This window comes from Paraburkholderia tagetis (assembly GCF_022213065.1).
In the GTDB taxonomy this organism is placed as follows: Bacteria; Pseudomonadota; Gammaproteobacteria; order Burkholderiales; family Burkholderiaceae; genus Paraburkholderia; species Paraburkholderia tagetis.
This window is the reverse complement of the sequence record NZ_JAKLJA010000023.1, coordinates 41,191-61,492: the sequence shown is the minus strand read 5'-3', so window position 1 is coordinate 61,492 and position 20,302 is coordinate 41,191. Positions and strand designations below refer to the sequence as shown.

Genomic DNA, 20,302 nt, shown 5'->3' with positions numbered 1-20,302 from the left:
CGGGAGGATCCTGTGGTGAATCGTACAGCAGTCGGTGTGGACATCGCGAAAAACGTGTTCCAGGTGCATTACGTCGATCAGGAAACGGGTGAGCTTGTGAACAAGCCGATCAAGCGGGAAAAGTTCCTCGAGCACTTCGCGAACCGGGCACCCTGCGTGATCGGGATGGAAGCGTGCGGTGGAGCGCACCACTGGGCCCGGCAACTGATGAAGATGGGTCACGAGGTGAAGCTGATGCCGGCAGAGTTCGTGAAGGCGTTCAACATACGTAACAAGAACGATGCGGCGGATGCCAAGGCGATCTGGCTGGCAGTGCAGCAGCCAAGCAAGGCGGTCGCGATAAAAACCGAGATGCAGCAAGCGATGCTGGGGCTACACCGTATGAGGCAGCAATTGATCAAGTTCCGAACGATGCAGATCAATAATCTGCGAGGACTGCTGATGGAGTACGGCGAGGTGATGAGCAAGGGCCGGGCCAAGCTGGACAAGGAGATACCGTTGGTACTTGAACGGATCTCTGAGCGCCTGCCCGCGGTGGTCATTGATACGCTTCGCGAGCAGTGGAACGGACTGGCAAAGCTGGACGAGCAGGTAGCGCAGATCGAGCGCCGCATGCGCGAGTGGAAGAAGGAAGACATGTCGGTGAAAGCCATTGGCGAGATTCCCGGCGTCGGCCTACTGACGGCAACGGCGGCAGTTGCAATGATGGGTGATCCGAAAGCGTTCAGTTCTGGGCGGGAGTTCGCCGCGTGGGTCGGGATCGTACCGAAGCAGACAGGCTCGGGTGGCAAGGTAAACCTGCACGGCATATCGAAGCGCGGCGACACGTATCTCCGCACACTGCTGATCCACGGTGCGCGTAGCGTGATTGAGAACGCAAAGGAACCCGGTGAATGGGTCGAGCAGATGAAGAAACGGCGGCCGAAGAATGTGGTGATCGTCGCATTGGCCAACAAGATCGCGCGGACGATCTGGGCCGTGCTCGCCCATGACCGGCCGTACCAGAAGGGCTACGTGAGCGTGAAGCCGGCTTAGGCGGATCATTCGCGGTAGAAGATCAACGTTTAACACAGGGTGAACGTCGAAAGGTTGCGCAGCTATCGAGTGTGATGACGAGCAGGTAGGACCTGGGACTTGCTAAACCTGAATTCAACCGAGAGCTCCGAGCTCGCGAGGAGAATGAGGCGCGAGTCAGCGGATTTCATAGGGGCCAGCAGCGGCAACACCGGCTGCAAGAAGGCCGGATATAGAGCTGCAGCCCATCCTGTCTATCAAAACACAAGACAACTGTTGCAAACGGGACGCGTTCATATAGGTTGAATGACGACGATCGACGAACTGCATCTCGCGTCGGCTATCGGGCCCGCCACACGCGAGCAGCTCAGGCAGTGGGCGGATGAGCACGACCGGATGTGGGACAGGAAGAACCGTGTGCGACGCATCAGGTTCGGAGTCCTGCTGTTTGCCATTGCGGCCCTTGTGGGTGCTGCATGCATGTACAGGCTCCACATCTCCCGCATCGGTACATGGCACGGAAGCCATGTTGATTTCGGCACTCTGGTGGTTGAGGGCGTGGCGATAGGCCTGTTCGCGACCGCCACGGTGGATCGAATGGCCCTGTCTCGTTCCCGTCCGATTAACCCCTATCGACCCATCGACCTTACACCTGCCGATCTGGAGGAGCAGAACACGGATTTCCCGGGGGCACTGGCGTATCTCGATGCGATTCACCATCAGCACCGCCCAATCGTGCCGCACGACCTCGACGTACTGGCGATGGTTCGCCAGCAACATCACTCCAGCCACGGAGCATGACGATGAAAACCATTCGGAAACTGACCGGCGCTGCGGTGTTCGCGGCTTTCTGCTCCACGCAGACCGCGCACGCGCAGGGCGTTCCGGTGCTCGACCTGCAGGCGGTCGGGCAGGCGATCCTGACCGTCAAGCAGCTGGAACAGCAATACAGCCTGATCTCGAACCAGTACGCATCGACGATCGGCAATCGCGGCCTGGGGAACATTCTCAATGACGCGTCGCTGCGCAACTTCCTGCCGGATCAATGGCAGTCGGTTTATGACGAAGTGAAGAGCGGGCAGTTGAACGGCATCAGTGGCCTCGCCAGCACCATCGAGAGCCAGGAGGGGATGACCGCGTACACGCCCGGCCAGCAGCGCCTGAACGATACGCTGGCTGCCAACAAGGCGATGGCGATGCGCTCCTATCAGGCGTCGATCGACCGGCTGACCAACATCCAGCAGCTGATGCAGCAGTCGAACCTGACGCAGGACCCGGCCGCAAAGGCCGATCTGCAGAACCGGTGGTCGGCGGAGATTTCGTCGATTAACGCGGAAAAGATGCAGCTGGATCTCGCTGGGCGGCTTCAGGACGCGGAGAAGGAGCTCGCACAGCAGGCGGCGCATAACGACATGCAGAGTCGCCTGAACGACGACAACGCCGATCAATAACGCGGAGCGCGAACATGGCCACGCAACTGACGATCTTCACCGATATGTTCAACTCGTTCGACCAGAACGTGCTGAACACGATCAACACCGGCTCGGCCCGGATGATCTCGCTGATCAGTCCGCTGGTCGCCGCGTGCTTCAGCCTCTACGTCCTGCTCGTCCTGCTGTCGTACTGGCGTGGCCACAACGACAGCCCGATATCCGACTTTTTGCTGAAGACGGCGGGGTGGGCTGCTGTGCTCACACTCGGGATGAACATCAGCTACTACAGCGAGTACGTCGTGCCGTTCTTCAACGGACTTGGCGATGATCTGAGTACGGCATTGATGGGGGGCAACAGTCTGAGCAACGGGCTGGATACGCTGTTGAACCTCTATATATCTGCGATAAAGACAATGTACGCGGGGCTGACATGGAGCGACATTGGCCTCTATATCGAGGTCTCGGTGCTCGCAATCTGCATCCTCCTGGTCGGCGTGCCGTTCCTTGCGATTGCGGCCGCCTACATCATCCTCGCGAAGTTCGCACTGGGGTTGCTGCTCGCGCTCGGTCCGGCCTTCGTCGTTGCTGCGCTGTTTCCGGCAACGCGCCAGTTTTTTCAGAACTGGGTCGGGCAGTGCCTGAACTATGGCCTGCTCGTCGCGCTGTTCGGCGCGGTTGGTGCAATCGAGGTGAGTTTCATGACTTCCGTGCTGCCCAAGGCATTCGACGTGCATAACGTAATGCTGACCTATGCGATTGAAGGAAAGATCATCGGTGCGGGGCTGGTGTTCATCGTGGTCTCGTTGAGCATGCCGTCTCTCGCCTCGCAACTGGCAGGTGGCGTGGGCATCTCTTCGATGGTCGGTAAGATCGGCAATGCGGCCAGCATGGTCATGAGGGCGATGAAGTTCTCGGGCGGAGCCGGCGGTGGATCATCGGGTGCGTCGGGCAACTCGCTTGGTCGCGCGTGATTTTGACTACTACCAGGAGGAATCGATGAGGTTAATCCGGTTCGTGACGGCGGCAATCACGGTTGTGGTGGCTCTGACGCAGTTCGGCTGCGGCAAGAGTGACGGCGACCAATACCTTGGGAAATGGACGCGTGTTAATGGGCAGGACTACAACGAAATCGTCATTAGTAAAAACGGTAGCGGGAACGATTTCTATGTGTCGCACCAGGAGGATCAATACAACGACGACGGCAGCAAGGTCGGAACGATAACGCGTCAACAGCCAGCCACCGTTGTGGACGGAAAGATGATTGTCAGTGCCGCGATTCAATATGCAATGACGATCGACAAATCGACCGGCCATCTCGTTACGCCTGGGTCAGAGTTCGTGCGCGCGAAGTAAAGAGCGACGGCCCGCCGGAGCAGCCGGCGACGGCGGGCGGTACAACTCAACCGGAGATTGAAATGAAATTCATCGTCGTGCTTTGCAGCGCCGCGCTGCTTGCGGCCTGCTCGTCGGCGCCAAAGCCGACGCAACCTGAGGGGCCGTGGATGCCCGTGAACCATGCGACTCAGGGGAGCGCGCAATGAAATGGATTCCGGGGAAGACGGCCAAAGCGCAGGCTGAGCCAGCCGCGACTGCGACCGACGCCAATTCCGCGGCTGCGCTGCAGGACCTCGCGGCGAAGCTCGCCGACGCTGACCCGCGCGAGATGGCGCGTACATTTTTCAGGGAAGCGCTCTCCTTCGAGAGGTCCCGGCAGCAGCTGCAGGAGAACATGACGAAGATCGCCTGGCGTGTCGCGGGTGGCGCCATGCTTGTTGCACTGGCTTCTATTCTTGGCTCAGCAGCGTTAGTACAACTAAAGAGACCGTCGCCGCCAGTGATCATCAAGGACAACACCGCGACCGGCGACGTGCAGGTGATCGACGTCGCGCACAGCGGGACCGTGACCTTCGGTGAACTCGAGTTGCGCGCAGCACTGCGCAGGTACGTCGAACTGCGCGAGCGGTATGACTGGTACACGATCCAGGACGACTACGACACCGTATCGCTGATGAACTCCCCGCGCGAGCAGACGGGGTACGCGGCGCTGTACAGCCGCAAAAACGCACCGCAAAACGTGCTGACCGACAAATACCGCGTGGTGGCACAACCCGGTGCGATTACGTTTGTCGGCTCAACCGCGCAGGTGTTCTTCTCGAAGAAGATCGTTTCGCTGTCGACGCAGGGGAGTTCGACACCGACGCCGCCCAGGACCGAGTACTGGGTCGCGACGATCACGTATGAGATGGGCGATCTGCCGACCAGAAGCGATGAACAGGTGCGCAATCCGACCGGATTTCGTGTCACCAGCTACTCGGTCGATCGTGACTGGACCCGCAGCAGCACGACGGACGGCGTGGCGCCGATGCCGTCGGCGGCCACGTCGTCCCAGTCGGCGCCGTCGGCACCGTCGGCACCGTCGGATGTGCAGGGAGGGGCGAGCCAATGAAAGCCCGGTTCCAGAACACGTTGCGCGCGCAGGCGGGTGTGTTGACGATCGCGGCCGTGTTGGCCACCCTGGCACGACCTGCTGCGGCTGAAGTGATACCGGGCCCGTGCGGGAGCGACCCTCATGTGGCGTGCGCGGTGTACGACCCAACCGAGACGTACCGGATCGCCTACCGGCCGGGCGAGGCGACGGTCCTCATTTTCGAGAAAGGCGAAAAAATCGACGGCGGTGGCATGGGCGACGGCAAGGCCTGGTCCGCGGGGCCGGCTGGCAACGGCTTCTTCTTCAAGCCGAAAGCCGCGCAGGCCGCTACCAACCTGATCCTCCTCACGAACCGCCGGCGCTACGTGCTGAAGCTGGTCCCGGTCACCAGGCGCGAGCAGGCGGTGTGGTCGCTGACCTTCGATTACCCGGACACGCGTGCGAAGGAGTCGGCGGCCGCCGCCGTGCGCTCGGCCGAAGCGCGGGCACTGCTTGCGCAGACCGTCAGCGCGCCGGGCACGGGCAACTTCGACTACGACATGCACGGCGATACGACACTCGCGCCGACCGCGCTGTGGGATGACGGCCGCTTTACCTACTTCGAGTTCAGGACGAGCCGCGACCTGCCGCAGATCTACCGCGTGTTCTCGGACGGCAAGGAAGCGCTCGTGAATCCCGACGACGTGCGCGGCCCCGTGCTCGTCGTGCACGACACGGCGCCGGGCTTCAACCTGCGAGTGGGCGATGCCGTGCTCGGCATCCGCAACAACGCATACCGGCCCGACGGGCAGCTGAACCCGACAGGCACGACGATTTCGGGCGCGGTGCGGCTCGTGAAACAGAAGGAGGCGGGCAGTGAGTGACGAAATCAACCTGAACCCGTCGCCGGTCGAGCCGGCCGGCATCGGCGAGCGCGGCGTGCCGGGTGTTGGCCGCACGAAGCGCAAAAGCCCGTTCCGCATGCTGCCGATTGTCCTCGGGATCGTGCTGGCCATGCTGTTCGGCGCGATTGCGGTGGGTGTCGCGATCAAGCGCTGGTCGGCGCAGCAGCACGCCGCGTCCGAGGCCGCCAGGGTCGAAGCGCAAAAGGAAAAGCCCTCGGATGACCGGCACGACTTTGCGCGTGACCAGGCGAAGATCGAAAAGCAGCGTGCGCTGGAAGCGGCGATGGCCTCGGAGGCGGCTGCTGCGAGTTCCGCGCTTGCCACACCGGCCCATGCGGATGCGGCGAGCGCGACGCAGGCGACGGCAGCGGGCGGAAGCGGTGCCGCCGCGGCGACTGCAGCCAGTGCGGTCGAGACGGCCGCGCAGCGCAAGCTTGACGGGGACGTGCTGCTTAACCTCAACAATGACCAGAAGACGCCGGGTGCCGCGGGCGCGGGTGGCTTGCCAGGTCTCGCCGGGTTGACCAGCCAGCGTCCTGAATTTGCGAAGGATGGCCTGGACAGCAAGCTGCAGCCATCGAAGCTGGCGACGGTCAAGGCCGAACTGATGCCGTCGCGCGACTTCCTGCTGATCGCGGGCACCACAATTCCGTGTGTGCAGGGCGCTGAGATCATCACCGACTACCCGGGCATGACCACCTGCCATGTGGCGAAGGACGTTTATTCCGCGAACGGCAAGGTGCTGCTAATCGAGCGGGGATCTGAAGTGGTGGGCGAGCAGCGCCAGGCGCTGATGCAGGGGCAGGCTCGGATCTTCGTGATCTGGACGCGTCTGACGACGCCTGACGGTGTGATGGTGCAACTCGATTCGCCGGCGGCCGACGTGCTCGGCGGCAGTGGCCTGCCGGCCTACGTCGACAACCACTTCTGGACGCGGTTTGGCGGCGCCATGATGGTCAGCCTGATCAGCGACGCCGGTCAGGCGCTGTCGACCATTGCAGCGAACTCGGGCAGCGGCAGCAACGGCATCCAGTTCAACAACACGACGAATGCAGGTGGCGAGGTAGCGGCCGAAGCGCTTCGCAACACCATCAACGTGCCGCCGACCGCATATTCGAAATACGGGTCGCTGACGACGATTTTCGTCGCGCGCGACGTCGACTTTTCCGGCGTCTACGAGCTGGCGACGCCCTGATCCAACTTCCTGCGGAGTGCTTATGAACATGCGATACGACGACAGTGTCACCGTACGCAGTCATCTCGGGACACTGGGCATCGCCGGATTGCTGGCTGCGCCCGGCGTGACGGAGCTGGCGATCAACCGGCCGTATGAAGGCTGGACCGAAACGCGCGACGGCTGGCAACGTTATGAGCTGCCGAACGCGTCGCTGGAAATGCTGATGCAGTTCGCGCCGGCACTGGCGATCTACAACAAGGCGAAGCCGGCACTGTCGGCGGCCGAGCCGGAAAAGCCGGTGCGCCTGCCCGAGGGCGAGCGCGGCCAGATTGTGATTCCGCCCGCGTGCGAGCCGGGCACGGTGTCGATGACGATCCGTGTGCCGAGCTCGACGCGCTATTCGGTGCAGGAATGGGCGGACGCAGGACGGTTTGACCGGTTCCGTGATGTGGTCCGGGGTGGACTGAACGGCGGTGGGGCACTGACGGAGGGGGACATCGAGGCGGCGACGGCACGGGCTGGCTCGGGGGGCATCGATGTTGGCCGGGCCACCGCGGTTTTCGATCCGGCCCGCGCGCTGAATGCGTATGGACTCGCGCAGTTCCAGCAGGACATGCTCGACGCGCTTGCGCAGCGCGACGTGGTGCGGTTTCTGACGCTGGCCGTGCTGAACCGGCTGAACATCGTGCTCGTCGGTGGCACGGGCTCCGGCAAGACCACGCTGATGAAGGCGCTGGCCGACCTGATCCCGATCATTCCGCACGAGGCACGCCTGGCGACGATCGAGGATACCCATGAGCTGCCGTTGCCGCTGCATCGAAACCACGTGCATCTGTTCTACAGCGAGGCGATTTCCGCGCGGCGCATTGTAAAGGCGACGCTGCGCATGAAGTTCGATCGCGTGTTGCTGGCCGAGCTGCGCGGTGATGAAACCTGGGATTACCTGACCCTGCTCAACACCGGCCACCAGGGCGGCTTGACGACGGTGCACGCGAACGACTCGATCGCGGCGCTGGCGCGCATCGCCACGCTGGTCAAGCAAAGTCCGGTCGGACAGACCCTGCCGTTCGACTACCTGATGCGCGAGATCCGTACGACGGTCGACGTCGTGCTGTTCATGGAGAACCGGGACCTGACGGAAATCTGGTTCGATCCGGTCACGAAAATGAAGCTGCTGCGGGGAGATGCATGAAAACGCTCGCAAACGATCCCGTCATCATGAACGGCGACGCACACGCCGGCCTCGAAGCCCTGGAGCGGCAGAGGCACGCCGCGGCGGATCGCTTGGCGCGGCAGATTCCGGCCATGTGCGATGCGAACGGCGCGCTGCCACCGCAGGGAATACTCGCCCAGGAACTGGGCGTGAGCCGGACCCTGCTGCGCGAGGCGGTCAACCAGCTCGTCGCGCGCGGCGTGGTCGATGTGCGTACGCGGGTGGGTTCACGCGTGCTCGATGAGCGGCAGTGGCAGATCGTCGACCGGCATGTTGTGGCCTGGCGCCTCGCCCGCGCAACGGATCCGTCCTTCGTGGTGGACCTCGCCGAGATTCTGCGCGTGCTTGAGCCGGTCGCTGCAGCTGACGTGGCGCGACATACGAGCCCGCGGCAACGCGCGCGGATCATGGTGGCCAGCACTGCGCGGCTGGCATCGACGTCTCTGGCCGGCTACGCCGCCGCACGTCGCGAACTGCACGTGGCGATCCTCGCCGCGAGCCCCAACCAGTTCTTGCAGCAGCTGACGTGCCTTGTGCCGCCGCTGGGGGAGACGGTGGATCCGGATCCTGGCGCGCCGGAGATGGCCGACGGTGAGCGCCAGGCGCTCGCACTCCTCGAGGCGGCCATCCGTAACGGCAATCCGGTCGCCGCCCACGAAGGCGTTGAACGCCTGAACGGCTGGGATCTGCCGCGCGATGGCGGTTCGCACGGCCACCGGGGATATATGGGGGTGTCAGCATGAAGGCCCGTCTTCTCATAGCCGGCGTGCTGGGCGTGCTGTCCGGCGCAGTGGTGTCCGGTGCCGCCCGCCTGCTTCATCTCGACGCGATCACCGATCCGGTAGAGATCGCCGCAGTGGCCGGCCTCGTCGTCGTCGCGTGCCTGCTGTGGGGCGTATGCGCGAGCGCAGTGCTGCTGAAAACCGCGACGCTCGCTGACAGTATTATCGCTGCTGCCCTGCTTGCGCTCGTGGTCGTGGCCGGTCTCGCGGTCGCGGGTCAGTTCGCAGGCGCGCTGGCGTTCGTGAAGCTGGAAAAGCTGCCGGACTCCGCGATCGGCCTCTGGACGCTGCGGGACTACTGGCACGCATACGGCGACGTGAAGGCGGTGAAACGTTCGCTGCAGATGGCCACCGTGGTATCGGTGATCGTGCCGCTGCTGCCGGTTGCGGCGATCGTCGCGGCGCTGGTCACGAAACCGAAGCGCGAGCTGCACGGCGATGCACGCTTCGCCTACGGCTACGAGATTCGACGCTACGGCCTGCTCGACGAGGCGAACGGCCGCAGGCGCCACAGGGGAAACCGCGGGGGGAGCTGCCGGGACGATGACCGCGATCCCTCGATCATCGTCGGCAGGTACAAGGGCAGGTATCTGACCTTTCGTGGAACGGAGTTCGTGATGGTGGCCGCGCGCACGCGCTCACGCAAGGGCGTGGCCATCGTGATCCCGAATCTGCTCACCTTTCCGGACTCGGTTGCGTGTCTCGACGTGAAGGGCGAGAACTTCGACCTGACATCGCGTTACCGGCAGGCCTGCGGCCAGCAGGTGGTCCGCTGGGCCCCGTTCGACCAGAAGGGGTTGACGCACCGCTGGAATCCCCTGTTCAAGATTGCGAAGAGTCCGGCGTTCGTGCGCGTGGGTCGCCTGCAGGCGATCGCCGCGCGCCTGTATCACACCACCGACGGGCGTAACAAGTTCTTCTACGAACAGGCTGCCGACCTGTTCATGGGGCTTGCGCTGTATCTGATGGAGATGACTGGCGACTGCACGTTCGGCCAGGTGCTGCGCCTCGCGACCACGCCCGACAAAAAGGTGCGTGAGCACCTGTCGGAGTTGATGCAGCACGAGCCGCAGAAGGGCGTGCCGCTGTCGGGGGACTGCCTCGGTGCGCTCTCGCGCGTGCTGGCCTCGCCTGACGAGACGATGCTGAACATCGTCGCGACGTTCAATGCGGGGCTGCGCCTCTTCAGCAACCCGATCGTCGACCAGGCGACGAGCGCATGCGACTTCGAGCTGGACCGTGTGCGCCGGGAACTGATGTCGATCTATATCGTGCTGCCGGTGCGGGAGCTCGCTGTCGCCAGCCTGCTCGGCAATCTCTTCTACACGCAGCTGATCGAGGACAACCTCGACGTGCTGCCCGGTGAAGATCCGGCGATTAGATATCAGTGCCTTGCTGTCGGGGACGAAATTACGGCGCTCGGTCGCATCGAAGTGCTCGACAAGGGCAATGCGTTCGTCGCGGGCTACTGGATTCGGCTGCTCACGATCCTGCAGTCGAAGGCGCAGCTGGAGCCGAACGAGCTGTACGGCCCGGCCGGGGCGCGCACGCTGATTACCAATCACGCGGTACTGGTCGCGTACGCGCCGGGCAATCAGGCCGACGCAAAGGAGCTGTCCGAGACGCTGGGCACCTTTACCGAGAAGGCGACCTCGAAGAGCCGCAATCACGGCCGCAACACGTCGACGGGCACGAGCACGTCGGATCAGGGTCGCGCGCTGATGCTCGACCAGGAGCTCAAGCGCATGGAGCAGCACGAGGAAATCGTGCTCGGCTTCCAGCGGCCGATCCTGTGCGAGAAGGCGACCTATTACGAGGATGACCTCTTTATCGACCGCATGCGCTCGGTCAGTCCGAGGCTCGCCGCGATCGACAAACGGCTGCCTACCGAAGAGGAAATCAAGGCCGCCTGGCAGGCCGGCGAGCTGCGTGCGACCGGCATCCCGACGCACAACCCGGAAACGTACCACGCGGCGCTGTCTGCGAAGGCCGCGGGCGAAATCCGTCTTGCACGGCAGGCCGGTGCGAAGCCGCTGACCGCGGCCGAACTTCTCGCGCTCGACCAGCGCACACCCGGACCGCTTGCTACGGGCATGGCGCTCGCCGGCTTCGAGGCCGATCTGGGCGAACTCGGCGTCGTGATGCGCGACGACGTGCGCGAAATGCTCGCCGGCATCCGTATCGATTTCAGCGTGGCAGAAGCGGACGACGCTGACCAGGGGCAGATTGGGCCGGCGTCCGCGTCTGTGGCGCCGGCGGACAACGAGGTAAAGGAGGTATCACATGGCTGACCGGAACAGGCCGAAAGGCCGGCGGACGTATCTGGACGTGCCGTTCAGGGAGAAAGAGGCGGCACGCGGGCTGGGCGCGAAATTCGACCGGCGCTCGAAGAAGTGGTACGTGCCGGGGGGCGCCGACGTTGCGCCGTTTGCACGCTGGATGACGGCGGACGGGCTGCAGGCAGCACAGGGTGCGCCAGGCACGCCTGACGCGGCGCGGGACCAGCCGCGGGCCTGGTTCGGGAGTGAGGCCGACATCGAGCGCGAAGCTGTGCGGCTGAGCGAACTGATGGGGCAACCGCTCGAAGAGTCCCGCGCGTTCGTGCGGGACTCCGTGCAGGCCGCCGCGGAAAAGGCGGGGCTGGAAGCCCGGGACCGCCTGCGTGCGCAGGGCGCGTCGGCGTTCGACATGATCGACGGGGTGCGCAAGGCTGGCCTGCAGGCGCGGCACCGGTATTTCGCCGACCGGCAGCATCTGTATGCGCAAGGCGAGTCCCGGTCGCCGGAACCGGGCGCGCGGGCTGGCCAGCAACCGGTACGTTCGAAGCTCGACGATGCAGCGCTTGGCCGCCGCTATCGTGAAATGGTCCAGTCCATCACGACGGCGGTCACGCTGCATGGGGCCGAGGTCACCCGGATACTGGCCCTCGAACAACGGCTCGAAACGATCCATCGCGACGCGTGGCGCAGGTCGGGTAACACGGTCGACGGTGAGCGCGCGATCGGTGAGCAGATCCGCACCGGCACCGGGTTTGCGGCGCAGGCGCTGCCGGCGCGCGCGGCCGAGGCGCTGAACAGGGTCCGTGATGAGGCGGGGCTGAGCCCGATGGAAGTCGACGGGCGCACGCCCGCGCGCGACGTGACGGATTCCGGGCCGCCGGAGGACGAGCTTCCGGTGGACGTGGCCGGTATCGGGCCGCAACACCCGCATCGCCATCATGAGCCGGAGCGCGACGACGGCTTCGCCACCTTCGCGGACATCGCCGAAGTGTTCGCGCCTGGGGAGGCGGTATTTGCTGCCGGTCGTGACCAGGCAGACAGCACCGACTGGTCGATGGTGGCAAAGGACCTTGCCGACTTCCGCGGGCTGACCGGGCGTATCCGGGATGAGTTCGGCAAAGGCAGGAGCGCGCCTGAAGTTGCGGCAGCACTCGGTCAGGAGCTTGCGTTCCTGTCCCCGCCTGCACGGACTGCGTTCGTGTCGCACGTTCGCGAAGCGCTTGACCGGCAGATTGACGTCCCGTCCGTGCCGCAGGAGGCGCCGACGGTCAAGGCCGGGGGCGACACGGTGACGTTTGCCGACGTCGGCGATACGGTGATTGACGATGCGGCGATTGATGATGCGATGCGCCGGCGCGGTCTGACGGAAAGCGCGGTACCGGGCAACCCGGGCGTCGCGTCATCGGCCGTCACTGCCGCGGTCGCGAATGAGCCCGTCGCCCGGCCGGGGCAGGCCGCCAACGATACGGCGATGGAGGCTGCGGCGGTGTCCGGCGTGCTCGACACACAGATCCAGCGCGCGCAGACGCCTGCGCAGAATGAACCCGACGCCAGGAGTCCGGCGAACGACCCGCAGCGGCCGGAGTTTGACACCGTGTCGGTGCAGGATCTGGAGCGTGTGCGCACGGTGCGGGAAGGCGAACGTGCAGCCGCCGGGAAGCTGCTGCGCGAGCAGGGCAAGCCCGCGCCAGTGCCGGAGGGCGGCGGCGCCGGCGCACCGGCAGCTGCGCCCAGGGCAGGCCAGGCGCGTAGCACCGACACCCGCGACAACCAGATCGGCGCCGATCCGGCCTCCCGCAAGCCGGTGGTGACGAAAGACGGCTACGACGTGCCAGCCCACGTTGCGTCGCGCTACATGGTGAAGGACGGCCGGTTCTGGAAGCTCGACGCCATGGAGGCGAAACCGGCGCGGCAATCAGATACGCAGCCGGATGCGATACCGGTCACGCAGCCGCACTTCGAGGACGTCGGTGCACACCTGAACTCCCGGCAGAACGATCGCGCAACGATTGCCGACATGGTCGCGGTGGCGAAGGCCAAGAACTGGGACACGATCGTCGTGCGCGGCAGCGAAACGTTCCGCCGCAATGCGTGGATCGAAGCGTCCCTCGCGGGTGTGGACGTGAAGGGCTTCAAACCGGCCGAAAGCGACGAGGCCCTGCTCGAGGCGGCCAGGCGTGAACGCGCGGCGCTGACGATCCGGGCCGGGGCGTCGCCGGCTCCTGGTCCGGCGACGAGGGCCCGCCCGGCGAGCGCGAATCCGGCGCCCGCGCAGGCGAACGCGAAACCGCAGGCGACGGCCAGCACCGCGCCGGTAGCGGCGACCGCAGCGGCGGCGCCAGGCGAAGCACCGAAGACCGTCGCGCAGTTGCGCGAGGTTCTCGAAAAGTCGCTCGAGCGGGCGCCCGCGCGCATGCGGGCGGAGGTGATTCGCCGGTTCGACGCGCGCATCCAGGCGGGCACCGAGATCGAGGCGCGTATTGCCCGGGGCGAGTTGAGCCGTGACGCCGGCGCTGCCGAGATCGACCGGCGCGCGGCCGAACTGCACGCAGCCTGGACGGCGCCGAAGGCCGCGCCGGCGCCGGGACCGTCAAACAGCCCGAAGCCTGATCAGCAGCAGACGGGTGACCCGGCGACGATCGCAATGTAAGCGTCGCCCACTCCAGTTTATGAGGATTCCGAAATGAATATTGCCATTGTGAACTGCTCCGGCAACGTCGGCAAGACCACCGTGACCCGCGAACTGCTCGCGCCACGGATGCCGCATATGTCGGTGCGCCAGGTCGAGTCGATCAATACCGATGACTCGGCGGGCCCCAGGGTCGAGGTGATGATTGCCGCCCGCTTTGACGAACTGCACGGTGAGCTGATGCTCGGCCGGGCGCTGCTGGTCGATATCGGTGCGTCGAACGTCGAGGAATATCTCAATCGCCTCGACTCGTCCGAAGGGGCGCAGGAGGATTACACGTGCTTCATCGTGCCGGTCGAACCGGAGAGCAAGCAGATGAAGGACACGATGAAGACGATCAACCTGCTCGCGGATCTCGGAGTGGATCCCAAACGAATCCGCGTGCTGCTGAACAAGGTCGAGCTGGTGAAGAGCGAAGCTCGCGAGGTGACGCTGCGCCGGCTCTTCGGACAGTTGTTTGAGCTGCACGAGCACGACGCTTCCTTCTGGCTGAACCACGATGCGCTCGTGCCGAAGAATGACGTCTTCACGCTCGCAGCGGCGGCGGGTCGCACGATCCACGATATCGCGACAGACGGGGTGGACTACAAGGCGCAGCTGATCGACGCCCCGACCGCCTCGGAGAAGGACCGTCTAGTGCGGCTGGTCGGCCTCAAACGCAAGGCGCTGTCCATCGAGCCGCTGCTTGATCAGGCGTTCAACGCGCTGATGGCGGGAGTCGATGCATGAACGAGCCGACGCCGCAACCGGATCACGCGGGCAAGGCGTCGGAGCGCCTGGGCCAGCTGATCGCCACGATGCCGGCGTCCAACGAGCTGGCCGTGCTCGCGGAGATCCTGATCGAGCAGATGAAGGTGGTGGACGCGCAGCACCATGTTGTCGCGCTGATGGAGTCCACCGACCAGAAACTGACCACGACGGTGCAGGCGCTGCGCGAGGAGAACGCGCAGCTGACGAAGCTGCTCACGCAGTCGCGTCAGGCCTTCATTGGCGAGATTGCTGCGAAGGCGGCCGACCAGGCACGTCGCGCCGCGACCGCGGACGTGGCGGACGAACTTGCGCGGCTGCGGGTCGCCGTTGAATCACGTGATCGCGTGGTCAACACGAAGCCCGTGGTACCTGCAACCGGCCCGATCGCCGCGCGCATGGGCATTGCATTCTGCGTCGGCGCCGCGCTCATCTGGATCGTCGCGCGTCTGGCACACACGCTGATCTAGCAAAGCATCGAACTGGACGGCCGGTCGCAGGCGACCGGAATCTTTCAGGGTTGATGGAGAACGACATCATGAAACGCAGGCAGGAGCGCTGGAAGGAGATTGCAATGCTGTGTTTTGCCGCGCTGACGCACGGCACGGGCAAGGCGCTGTATGCCGCGCCGATCGGCGGTGCGGCGTCCTTGACCAGCACGCTGGTGCTGCTGCGCAGCGAGCGTGACTATCGCGCCTCGCTCGTCCGGCCTCGTCGTTGTGCTCGTTCTGTCGTTCGTCGCCATGTTCTTTACCGGTCGCGGCATATCCGGCACGCGCAGCGTCGCGAGCGAAGCATTCGGTGATCGCGTGCGCCGGTACCTCGGGGTGGCCGCGACCGGCACGCAGACGCTCTCGTGCCTGGCGGACGGCCGGGACAGTGAATGCCAGCCGGACATGCCGGGCTGGTGGCGCGCCCGCGCGAAAGCCCGCCGCGCCGCCCGCGTCGGGCAGCTGCGTCGCGGCATGGTGAACCCTGGCTGATGGGCCGGAAGGAGAGCGAATCAATTGGAGAACACCGATGATGAAAAACCGTTCCACCCTCATGCTCGTGGCCGGATTGCTGTGTGCCTGTGCCCAGGCGCAGGCGGGCGACTGGAGCGGGGGCCTGCACGGTGCCGCATACAACGCAGGCGGCGTGGAAAACGCGGACGGGGCCTGGGGCATTGTGTTTCCGCGGGCCCAGGCCGGGCCGGACCCGCGCAAGACGCCGGGCGCGCTTAACCCCGATGTGACGCAGGCCAATATTCACTCGACGATCTGCGTGAAAGCGTACACGCGAACGATCCGGCCCGATGCGCAATATACCGAAAGGCTCAAGCGCGAGCAGATCGCGGCCTACGGCTATGACGATCGCCGTCTGCGCGATTACGAGGAGGACCACCTCGTGAGTCTGGAGCTGGGTGGCTCACCGACCGATCCGCGCAATCTGTGGCCGGAGCCCCATCACGTGATGGGTGGATGGGGATCGTATGCCAAAGACCGGCTCGAAAACGAATTCAACCAAATGGTCTGCCGCGGGAGGCTGCCGCTCGCTGACGCGCAGTCAATGATCGCGCACGACTGGATCGCGGCGTACCGGCGCTTCATCGGGAACGTCCCGGACGATTCCCGTGAGCATCGATAGGGAGACTGGGATGGGCATCGTCTCGAGGCGCACCGCGATGGGACACCCATTCACTGACCGTAAGGTAACCAGGAGTCATGCCATGAAACGACGATCGATTGCGGCCGCGCTGAGCAGCGCGGCACTGGCCTGTGCACTCGCCACGCCGACGGCACGCGCCGGGGATAACCAGGATGCGTGTGGCGCGGTGCTCTGTCTGGCCGGTCTGATCTTGGGCGGCAATGGTGGCAAGACGTGCGCAGAATACGAGGCCTCGTACTTTTCCATCGTGAAATTTCACAACGGGCATTTCGACCTGAGCGGCACGTCCAGTGCGCGCGGCGATTTCCTGAACCAGTGCCAGTCGGTCGGCAGCGACGTGAAGGGGCCGGTCAACTCGAAATATGGCGCTGTCCAGAACGGACCCTGACCGGTGTCCTGCTGATCCGCTGACACGTTGAAACCCGCCCGCGCCGGCTGCAGCAGATCGCAGCCGGCATCGACTCCACGCCAATGACAGCCACGGACGGCAACTGCCATGAGCGCTGACGATCTCCATGTCGTGACCGGACCGAAACGCCGCGGTCGCAGGAAAGCGCACCCGGCACTCGGCAAGCCGGTCAGCACGCGCCTGACGGACGAGCAGTGGCGGATCTTCAATGAGAAGGTCGAGCGTTCGGGCATGAGCCCGTCGGAGTTCCTGCGCGACTGCATCCTCACGAACCGCACGCAGATCGTCGCGCGGCCGCCGGCGACGGTCGAGCGGCAGCGGATCATGTACGTGATCAACAGGACCGGCAACAACCTCAACCAGCTGGCGCACGTGGCGAACAGCGCGCGCGTGTCCGGCAGGCTGTCCGAATCCACCTTCGTCGCGCTGGTCGACGAGCTGGAGTTGATCACCCAACTGCTGAAGGCGCATCTCCATCGTGTTGATTAGGGTGTCCGGCCGCCACGACGGCGTGAAGCAGTATCTGGAGGAAGGCCGCAAGGTCGACCGCGACATCGATCGCGACGACCTCGACGAGCGCGTGGTGCTCGCCGGCGATCTCGACCTGACCAACGCGGTGATCCAGTCGATCAATGCCTCGCCAGGTGTCGAGCGTTACCTGTCGATCACGCTCTCCTTCAAGGAGGATCACGTCGATCGCCAGACGCTGTTCCAGATCGTGCGCGACTTCGAAGCGTTCGCGCTGCACGCATGCCGCCCGGACGAATACAGCTTCTATGCGGAAGCTCACCTGCCCCGCATCAAGAGCTATGTGGACCAGTCGAGCGGTGAACTGGTCGAGCGCAAGCCGCATATCCATATCGTCATTCCGCGCTGGAACCTGCTGGCCGAAAAGCACCTTGAACCGCTCGGTTACGTGCGTTCAAACCTGAGCTTCATCGACGCATTCCAGGAGCACGTGAACGCGCAATACGGGCTTGCGAGCCCGAAGGACAACCGGCGCACGCTGCTCACCGATGCGTCGGAAATGATCAGCCGCTACCGCGGTGACCTGTTCCGCGCGAGCAGCCGCGAGCTCAAGGAACAGATCCTCGACGCGGTGCTCGATCGCCAGATCGAGAACCACGCCGACTTCATGGCGCTTCTGCAGGAGAAAGGCGCCGTACGCATGCGCAACGCCGGCCGCGACAATGCCTATCCGAACGTGAAGCCCGCCGGCGCCGGCAAGGGCGTGAACCTCAAGGAATACGTGTTCACGCCTGAATTCATCGCACTGCCGACCGCCGAAAAGCTGCAGGCGCTCTCGGCCGATGCCGTCGACCGTTACGAAGCGGGTGTTGCGCCGCGACGCACGCCGGGGCACATCACCGCCGTACTCAACGAGTGGTACGCGAGGCGCGCGCGCGAGGTGAAGTATCTCAACAGCGGCAGCCGTCAGTACCAGCGCTACCAGGAATCCTCTCCCCACGACCGCGAGCGGATGCTCGCGGATCTTGAACGCGGTTTTTACGCGCAACATCTGAAGGCATATCATGACCGAGCAGACGACTCCCTCCCAGGCCTCGACGGACATCTTCAACGATCCGGACGCGCATTTGAATTCGGCGCCCAGCCGTCCTATGCCGTCGACGGACCCGGCGCGCGCGAAACCGACCTCGACGCCGCGGGACACGTCGACGATGGATACGGCGGGCTCGATGCCGAGTTTGACCTTGTCGCAGGTGGGGCGTACCCGTCACCCGAACCCTTCGACGCTTTGCGAGACCTGTCCGGCCGCCCTTTGGACGGCGTCGGACATCGATCTGCAGTGCTATTGCCGGGTGATGCGCTTCACCAGCTGGAGCCAGACGGCGCCGTATCCGCGGATCGCCTGCGATGGACTGCAGATCGCCATGGAGAGCCTGCAGCGCAACGAATAGGCGGCCCCGCAATTGCCCCTGCATTTGCACCGCCTCCCGGCCACCTGGATGCGTACCACCGTGCGCTTGAAGCGCACTACGCGTTCGGCGATCCACTCATCGATCCATTCAACAGGCTGCCGCCGATGCGCTCGCCGGCGACAGACGCACCGGCCGGTATGTCGCCGCCTGGCTGGTTTGCCGGTCTGCGACACGATCCGTTTGCGGACCGGCTTGACGCGATCGATGTGCCGTTCGATTTCGAGGCTGGCCGGCCATTCAACCTGCCACCGCCCGGGCTCACAGACGACCCGCCACCGTACCGGTCGCGCCGCTCGCGCGCTGGCGACGCCGCGTTTGCTACGCCGCGCCACACCGGACGAGTGTCCGACAACGTGCTGTCGCAACTGGCGCGCGAGATTCGACAGCGCGACGAGTCAGTTAATCAGTATGCCGAATTTAAAGAGGTCCGCCAGGGTCTCGACGCCCGCCGTCTGCTGGCCGAGATGTCCCACACGCACGGGGTGAGGCCAGCGAAATACCAGGTTGTCACCGGCCGCGATGGCGCCGATCGCATCCGCGCAGGCTCGCGCAACCTCAACGTGTCGGACTTCCTCACGAAGGAACTGAATCTGTCGTGGCGGGAAGCGGCTCCGCTGCTGCGCGAGGTCTGGCAGCGACAGCAGGCCGGAGAGCCGGTCCCGGCCCCGCGCGAGCTGCCGCGCGCCGCACTCTGGCGTGAGTATTCGGTCGCGCGCGAAGCGCATGTCGTGGCCCGCATCGACGCGTGGCTTGCACAGCGCGCGAGCGAACAGCAGCGCCGCGGTGAGATCCGCGCCGCGTTCGAAACGAGACGGGCGGCGATCAGGCAGGACGTGGGTCTGAAGCCGGCCGGGCGGCGTGCGGCGACGTCGCTCGCCCGTGCCGATCGCCTTGGCCGTGAGGACGCGCTGCGCGAGTCCATCGCGCGCGAGCGGGCGGCACTCAAGGCCGGATTCGGATCCGCGGGCGGCCCGAGCTTTTCCGGCTGGCTGCGCACGCGGGCCGAACAGGGGGATGACCGGGCGCTCGAGGAGCTGCGCCGCACCGCGGGACCGGAGCGGCTGGCCGTTGCGCTCGAGGACGACGCCGGCGACGGCGCGTTCAACGTGATCCGGCCGAACACGCCGCGCCCGCATGGGCACGACGAGTACAACGCGATCATTTTCCGCTCGCCCGGCCTGTCGTGGTCGGTCAACGAGCGTGGCCACGTCACCTACCGCCACGATGGCCGCGACGTCGTTCGCGATCGCGGCACGAGCGTGCAGGTGCTGCAGGTTGACCGGGCCGCCATCGAGACCGGGCTTCGCCTCGCGCAGGCCAAGTTCGGCCGCACGCTCGAACTGACCGGCGACGACGCGCACCAGTTGGCGGTCGCGAGGGTGGTGGTGGATGCCGGGCTGCGCGTGCAGTTCAGCGACGAGCGCCTGAACCGGGCGATGGATCAGTATCGCCACGCGCGCGTCAACCAGCAGGTGCAGGACGTGCTCGGCACGCCCGGTGCCAGCCCGTCCGCCGATCCACGGCCACAGCCGCAACCCGGTCGCCCGGCACAGGACTGGCCGAAACTCTCCGACGACGGCAAGCCGAACCATTGATGCACGATCGGCCACAGCCTGTTTCCGCCGCCTGCGCCACGCAGCCGCCCGATGCCGGGCAGGGA

The 20,302-nt window shown here is 65.1% G+C and carries 20 protein-coding genes; all 20 read left to right on the top strand.

From position 1 onward, the window contains the following. Positions 1-15 precede the first annotated feature (15 nt). The 20 genes from L5014_RS23570 (at position 16) to L5014_RS23480 (ending at position 20,237) form a co-directional block, all read left to right on the top strand. Complete coding sequence (locus L5014_RS23570; protein WP_238466180.1) at positions 16-1,035, top strand: IS110 family RNA-guided transposase; 1,020 nt, start codon at positions 16-18, stop codon at positions 1,033-1,035. Positions 1,036-1,320: 285 nt separating this feature from the next. Continuing rightward, positions 1,321-1,815 (top strand): hypothetical protein, encoded by a 495-nt coding sequence (locus L5014_RS23565; RefSeq protein ID WP_238466179.1) that lies wholly within the window; start codon positions 1,321-1,323, stop codon positions 1,813-1,815. Beyond that, positions 1,812-2,465, top strand: coding sequence for a TrbJ/VirB5 family protein (locus L5014_RS23560; RefSeq protein WP_238466178.1), 654 nt, complete (start codon positions 1,812-1,814; stop codon positions 2,463-2,465). The genes L5014_RS23565 and L5014_RS23560 overlap by 4 nt, the downstream gene beginning before the upstream one ends. Positions 2,466-2,479: 14 nt before the next feature. Further along, positions 2,480-3,418, top strand: coding sequence for a TrbL/VirB6 family protein (locus tag L5014_RS23555; protein WP_133197118.1), 939 nt, complete (start codon positions 2,480-2,482; stop codon positions 3,416-3,418). Then, positions 3,375-3,800 (top strand): hypothetical protein, encoded by a 426-nt coding sequence (locus L5014_RS23550; protein WP_238466176.1) that lies wholly within the window; start codon positions 3,375-3,377, stop codon positions 3,798-3,800. The genes L5014_RS23555 and L5014_RS23550 overlap by 44 nt, the downstream gene beginning before the upstream one ends. Before the next feature lie 62 nt (positions 3,801-3,862). Next, a complete protein-coding gene (locus L5014_RS38660) occupies positions 3,863-3,988 on the top strand; it encodes a hypothetical protein (RefSeq protein ID WP_274389479.1) in 126 nt (41 codons plus the stop codon). Beyond that, positions 3,985-4,893 carry a VirB8 family type IV secretion system protein gene (locus tag L5014_RS23545; protein ID WP_238466174.1) on the top strand — a complete coding sequence of 303 codons (909 nt, stop codon included), beginning with the start codon at positions 3,985-3,987 and terminating at the stop codon, positions 4,891-4,893. Before L5014_RS38660 ends, L5014_RS23545 begins: the two co-directional genes overlap by 4 nt. Next, positions 4,890-5,738 carry a TrbG/VirB9 family P-type conjugative transfer protein gene (locus tag L5014_RS23540; RefSeq protein WP_238466173.1) on the top strand — a complete coding sequence of 283 codons (849 nt, stop codon included), beginning with the start codon at positions 4,890-4,892 and terminating at the stop codon, positions 5,736-5,738. The genes L5014_RS23545 and L5014_RS23540 overlap by 4 nt, the downstream gene beginning before the upstream one ends. Next, on the top strand, positions 5,731-6,954 hold the full coding sequence (gene virB10, locus L5014_RS23535) for a type IV secretion system protein VirB10 (RefSeq protein ID WP_238466171.1): 1,224 nt from the start codon (positions 5,731-5,733) through the stop codon (positions 6,952-6,954). Before L5014_RS23540 ends, virB10 begins: the two co-directional genes overlap by 8 nt. Positions 6,955-6,976: 22 nt before the next feature. Beyond that, positions 6,977-8,128 carry an ATPase, T2SS/T4P/T4SS family gene (locus L5014_RS23530; RefSeq protein ID WP_238466169.1) on the top strand — a complete coding sequence of 384 codons (1,152 nt, stop codon included), beginning with the start codon at positions 6,977-6,979 and terminating at the stop codon, positions 8,126-8,128. Continuing rightward, complete coding sequence (locus L5014_RS23525; RefSeq protein ID WP_238466167.1) at positions 8,125-8,892, top strand: FadR/GntR family transcriptional regulator; 768 nt, start codon at positions 8,125-8,127, stop codon at positions 8,890-8,892. The genes L5014_RS23530 and L5014_RS23525 overlap by 4 nt, the downstream gene beginning before the upstream one ends. Continuing rightward, a complete protein-coding gene (locus tag L5014_RS23520; RefSeq protein ID WP_238466166.1) occupies positions 8,889-11,222 on the top strand; it encodes a type IV secretory system conjugative DNA transfer family protein in 2,334 nt (777 codons plus the stop codon). The genes L5014_RS23525 and L5014_RS23520 overlap by 4 nt, the downstream gene beginning before the upstream one ends. Then, the gene (locus L5014_RS23515) at positions 11,215-13,860 is read left to right on the top strand and encodes a DUF5710 domain-containing protein (RefSeq protein ID WP_238466164.1); all 2,646 of its coding nucleotides are present in this window, start codon (positions 11,215-11,217) and stop codon (positions 13,858-13,860) included. Before L5014_RS23520 ends, L5014_RS23515 begins: the two co-directional genes overlap by 8 nt. A 33-nt stretch (positions 13,861-13,893) precedes the next feature. Then, a complete protein-coding gene (stbB, locus tag L5014_RS23510) occupies positions 13,894-14,628 on the top strand; it encodes a StbB family protein (RefSeq protein WP_238466162.1) in 735 nt (244 codons plus the stop codon). Next, complete coding sequence (locus tag L5014_RS23505; protein ID WP_238466161.1) at positions 14,625-15,116, top strand: hypothetical protein; 492 nt, start codon at positions 14,625-14,627, stop codon at positions 15,114-15,116. Before stbB ends, L5014_RS23505 begins: the two co-directional genes overlap by 4 nt. 68 nt (positions 15,117-15,184) lie before the next feature. Then, positions 15,185-15,451, top strand: coding sequence for a hypothetical protein (locus L5014_RS23500; protein ID WP_238466159.1), 267 nt, complete (start codon positions 15,185-15,187; stop codon positions 15,449-15,451). Between the two features lie 215 nt (positions 15,452-15,666). After that, on the top strand, positions 15,667-16,272 hold the full coding sequence (locus tag L5014_RS23495; protein ID WP_238466157.1) for a hypothetical protein: 606 nt from the start codon (positions 15,667-15,669) through the stop codon (positions 16,270-16,272). Between the two features lie 82 nt (positions 16,273-16,354). Next, entirely contained in the window at positions 16,355-16,681 is a 327-nt protein-coding gene (locus tag L5014_RS23490; RefSeq protein ID WP_238466155.1) for a TrbM/KikA/MpfK family conjugal transfer protein, read from the top strand. Positions 16,682-16,789: 108 nt separating this feature from the next. Continuing rightward, on the top strand, positions 16,790-17,191 hold the full coding sequence (locus L5014_RS23485; protein WP_238466154.1) for a plasmid mobilization protein: 402 nt from the start codon (positions 16,790-16,792) through the stop codon (positions 17,189-17,191). After that, positions 17,181-20,237, top strand: a complete 3,057-nt coding sequence (locus L5014_RS23480) for an LPD7 domain-containing protein (protein WP_238466152.1) — start codon at positions 17,181-17,183, stop codon at positions 20,235-20,237. The genes L5014_RS23485 and L5014_RS23480 overlap by 11 nt, the downstream gene beginning before the upstream one ends. The last annotated feature ends 65 nt before the right edge of the window (positions 20,238-20,302 follow it).

Bases quoted from the DNA above. Each gene is read 5' to 3' on its own strand.
- L5014_RS23545 (WP_238466174.1), top strand. From the start codon at position 3,985: ATGAAATGGATTCCGGGGAAGACGGCCAAAGCGCAGGCTGAGCCAGCC.
- L5014_RS23505 (WP_238466161.1), top strand. From the start codon at position 14,625: ATGAACGAGCCGACGCCGCAACCGGATCACGCGGGCAAGGCGTCGGAG.
- L5014_RS23555 (WP_133197118.1), top strand. From the start codon at position 2,480: ATGGCCACGCAACTGACGATCTTCACCGATATGTTCAACTCGTTCGAC.
- L5014_RS23530 (WP_238466169.1), top strand. From the start codon at position 6,977: ATGAACATGCGATACGACGACAGTGTCACCGTACGCAGTCATCTCGGG.
- L5014_RS23560 (WP_238466178.1), top strand. From the start codon at position 1,812: ATGACGATGAAAACCATTCGGAAACTGACCGGCGCTGCGGTGTTCGCG.
- L5014_RS23515 (WP_238466164.1), top strand. From the start codon at position 11,215: ATGGCTGACCGGAACAGGCCGAAAGGCCGGCGGACGTATCTGGACGTG.
- L5014_RS23525 (WP_238466167.1), top strand. From the start codon at position 8,125: ATGAAAACGCTCGCAAACGATCCCGTCATCATGAACGGCGACGCACAC.
- L5014_RS23495 (WP_238466157.1), top strand. From the start codon at position 15,667: ATGATGAAAAACCGTTCCACCCTCATGCTCGTGGCCGGATTGCTGTGT.
- stbB (WP_238466162.1), top strand. From the start codon at position 13,894: ATGAATATTGCCATTGTGAACTGCTCCGGCAACGTCGGCAAGACCACC.
- L5014_RS23490 (WP_238466155.1), top strand. From the start codon at position 16,355: ATGAAACGACGATCGATTGCGGCCGCGCTGAGCAGCGCGGCACTGGCC.
- L5014_RS23565 (WP_238466179.1), top strand. From the start codon at position 1,321: ATGACGACGATCGACGAACTGCATCTCGCGTCGGCTATCGGGCCCGCC.
- L5014_RS23520 (WP_238466166.1), top strand. From the start codon at position 8,889: ATGAAGGCCCGTCTTCTCATAGCCGGCGTGCTGGGCGTGCTGTCCGGC.
- L5014_RS23485 (WP_238466154.1), top strand. From the start codon at position 16,790: ATGAGCGCTGACGATCTCCATGTCGTGACCGGACCGAAACGCCGCGGT.
- L5014_RS23540 (WP_238466173.1), top strand. From the start codon at position 4,890: ATGAAAGCCCGGTTCCAGAACACGTTGCGCGCGCAGGCGGGTGTGTTG.
- L5014_RS23500 (WP_238466159.1), top strand. From the start codon at position 15,185: ATGAAACGCAGGCAGGAGCGCTGGAAGGAGATTGCAATGCTGTGTTTT.
- L5014_RS38660 (WP_274389479.1), top strand. From the start codon at position 3,863: ATGAAATTCATCGTCGTGCTTTGCAGCGCCGCGCTGCTTGCGGCCTGC.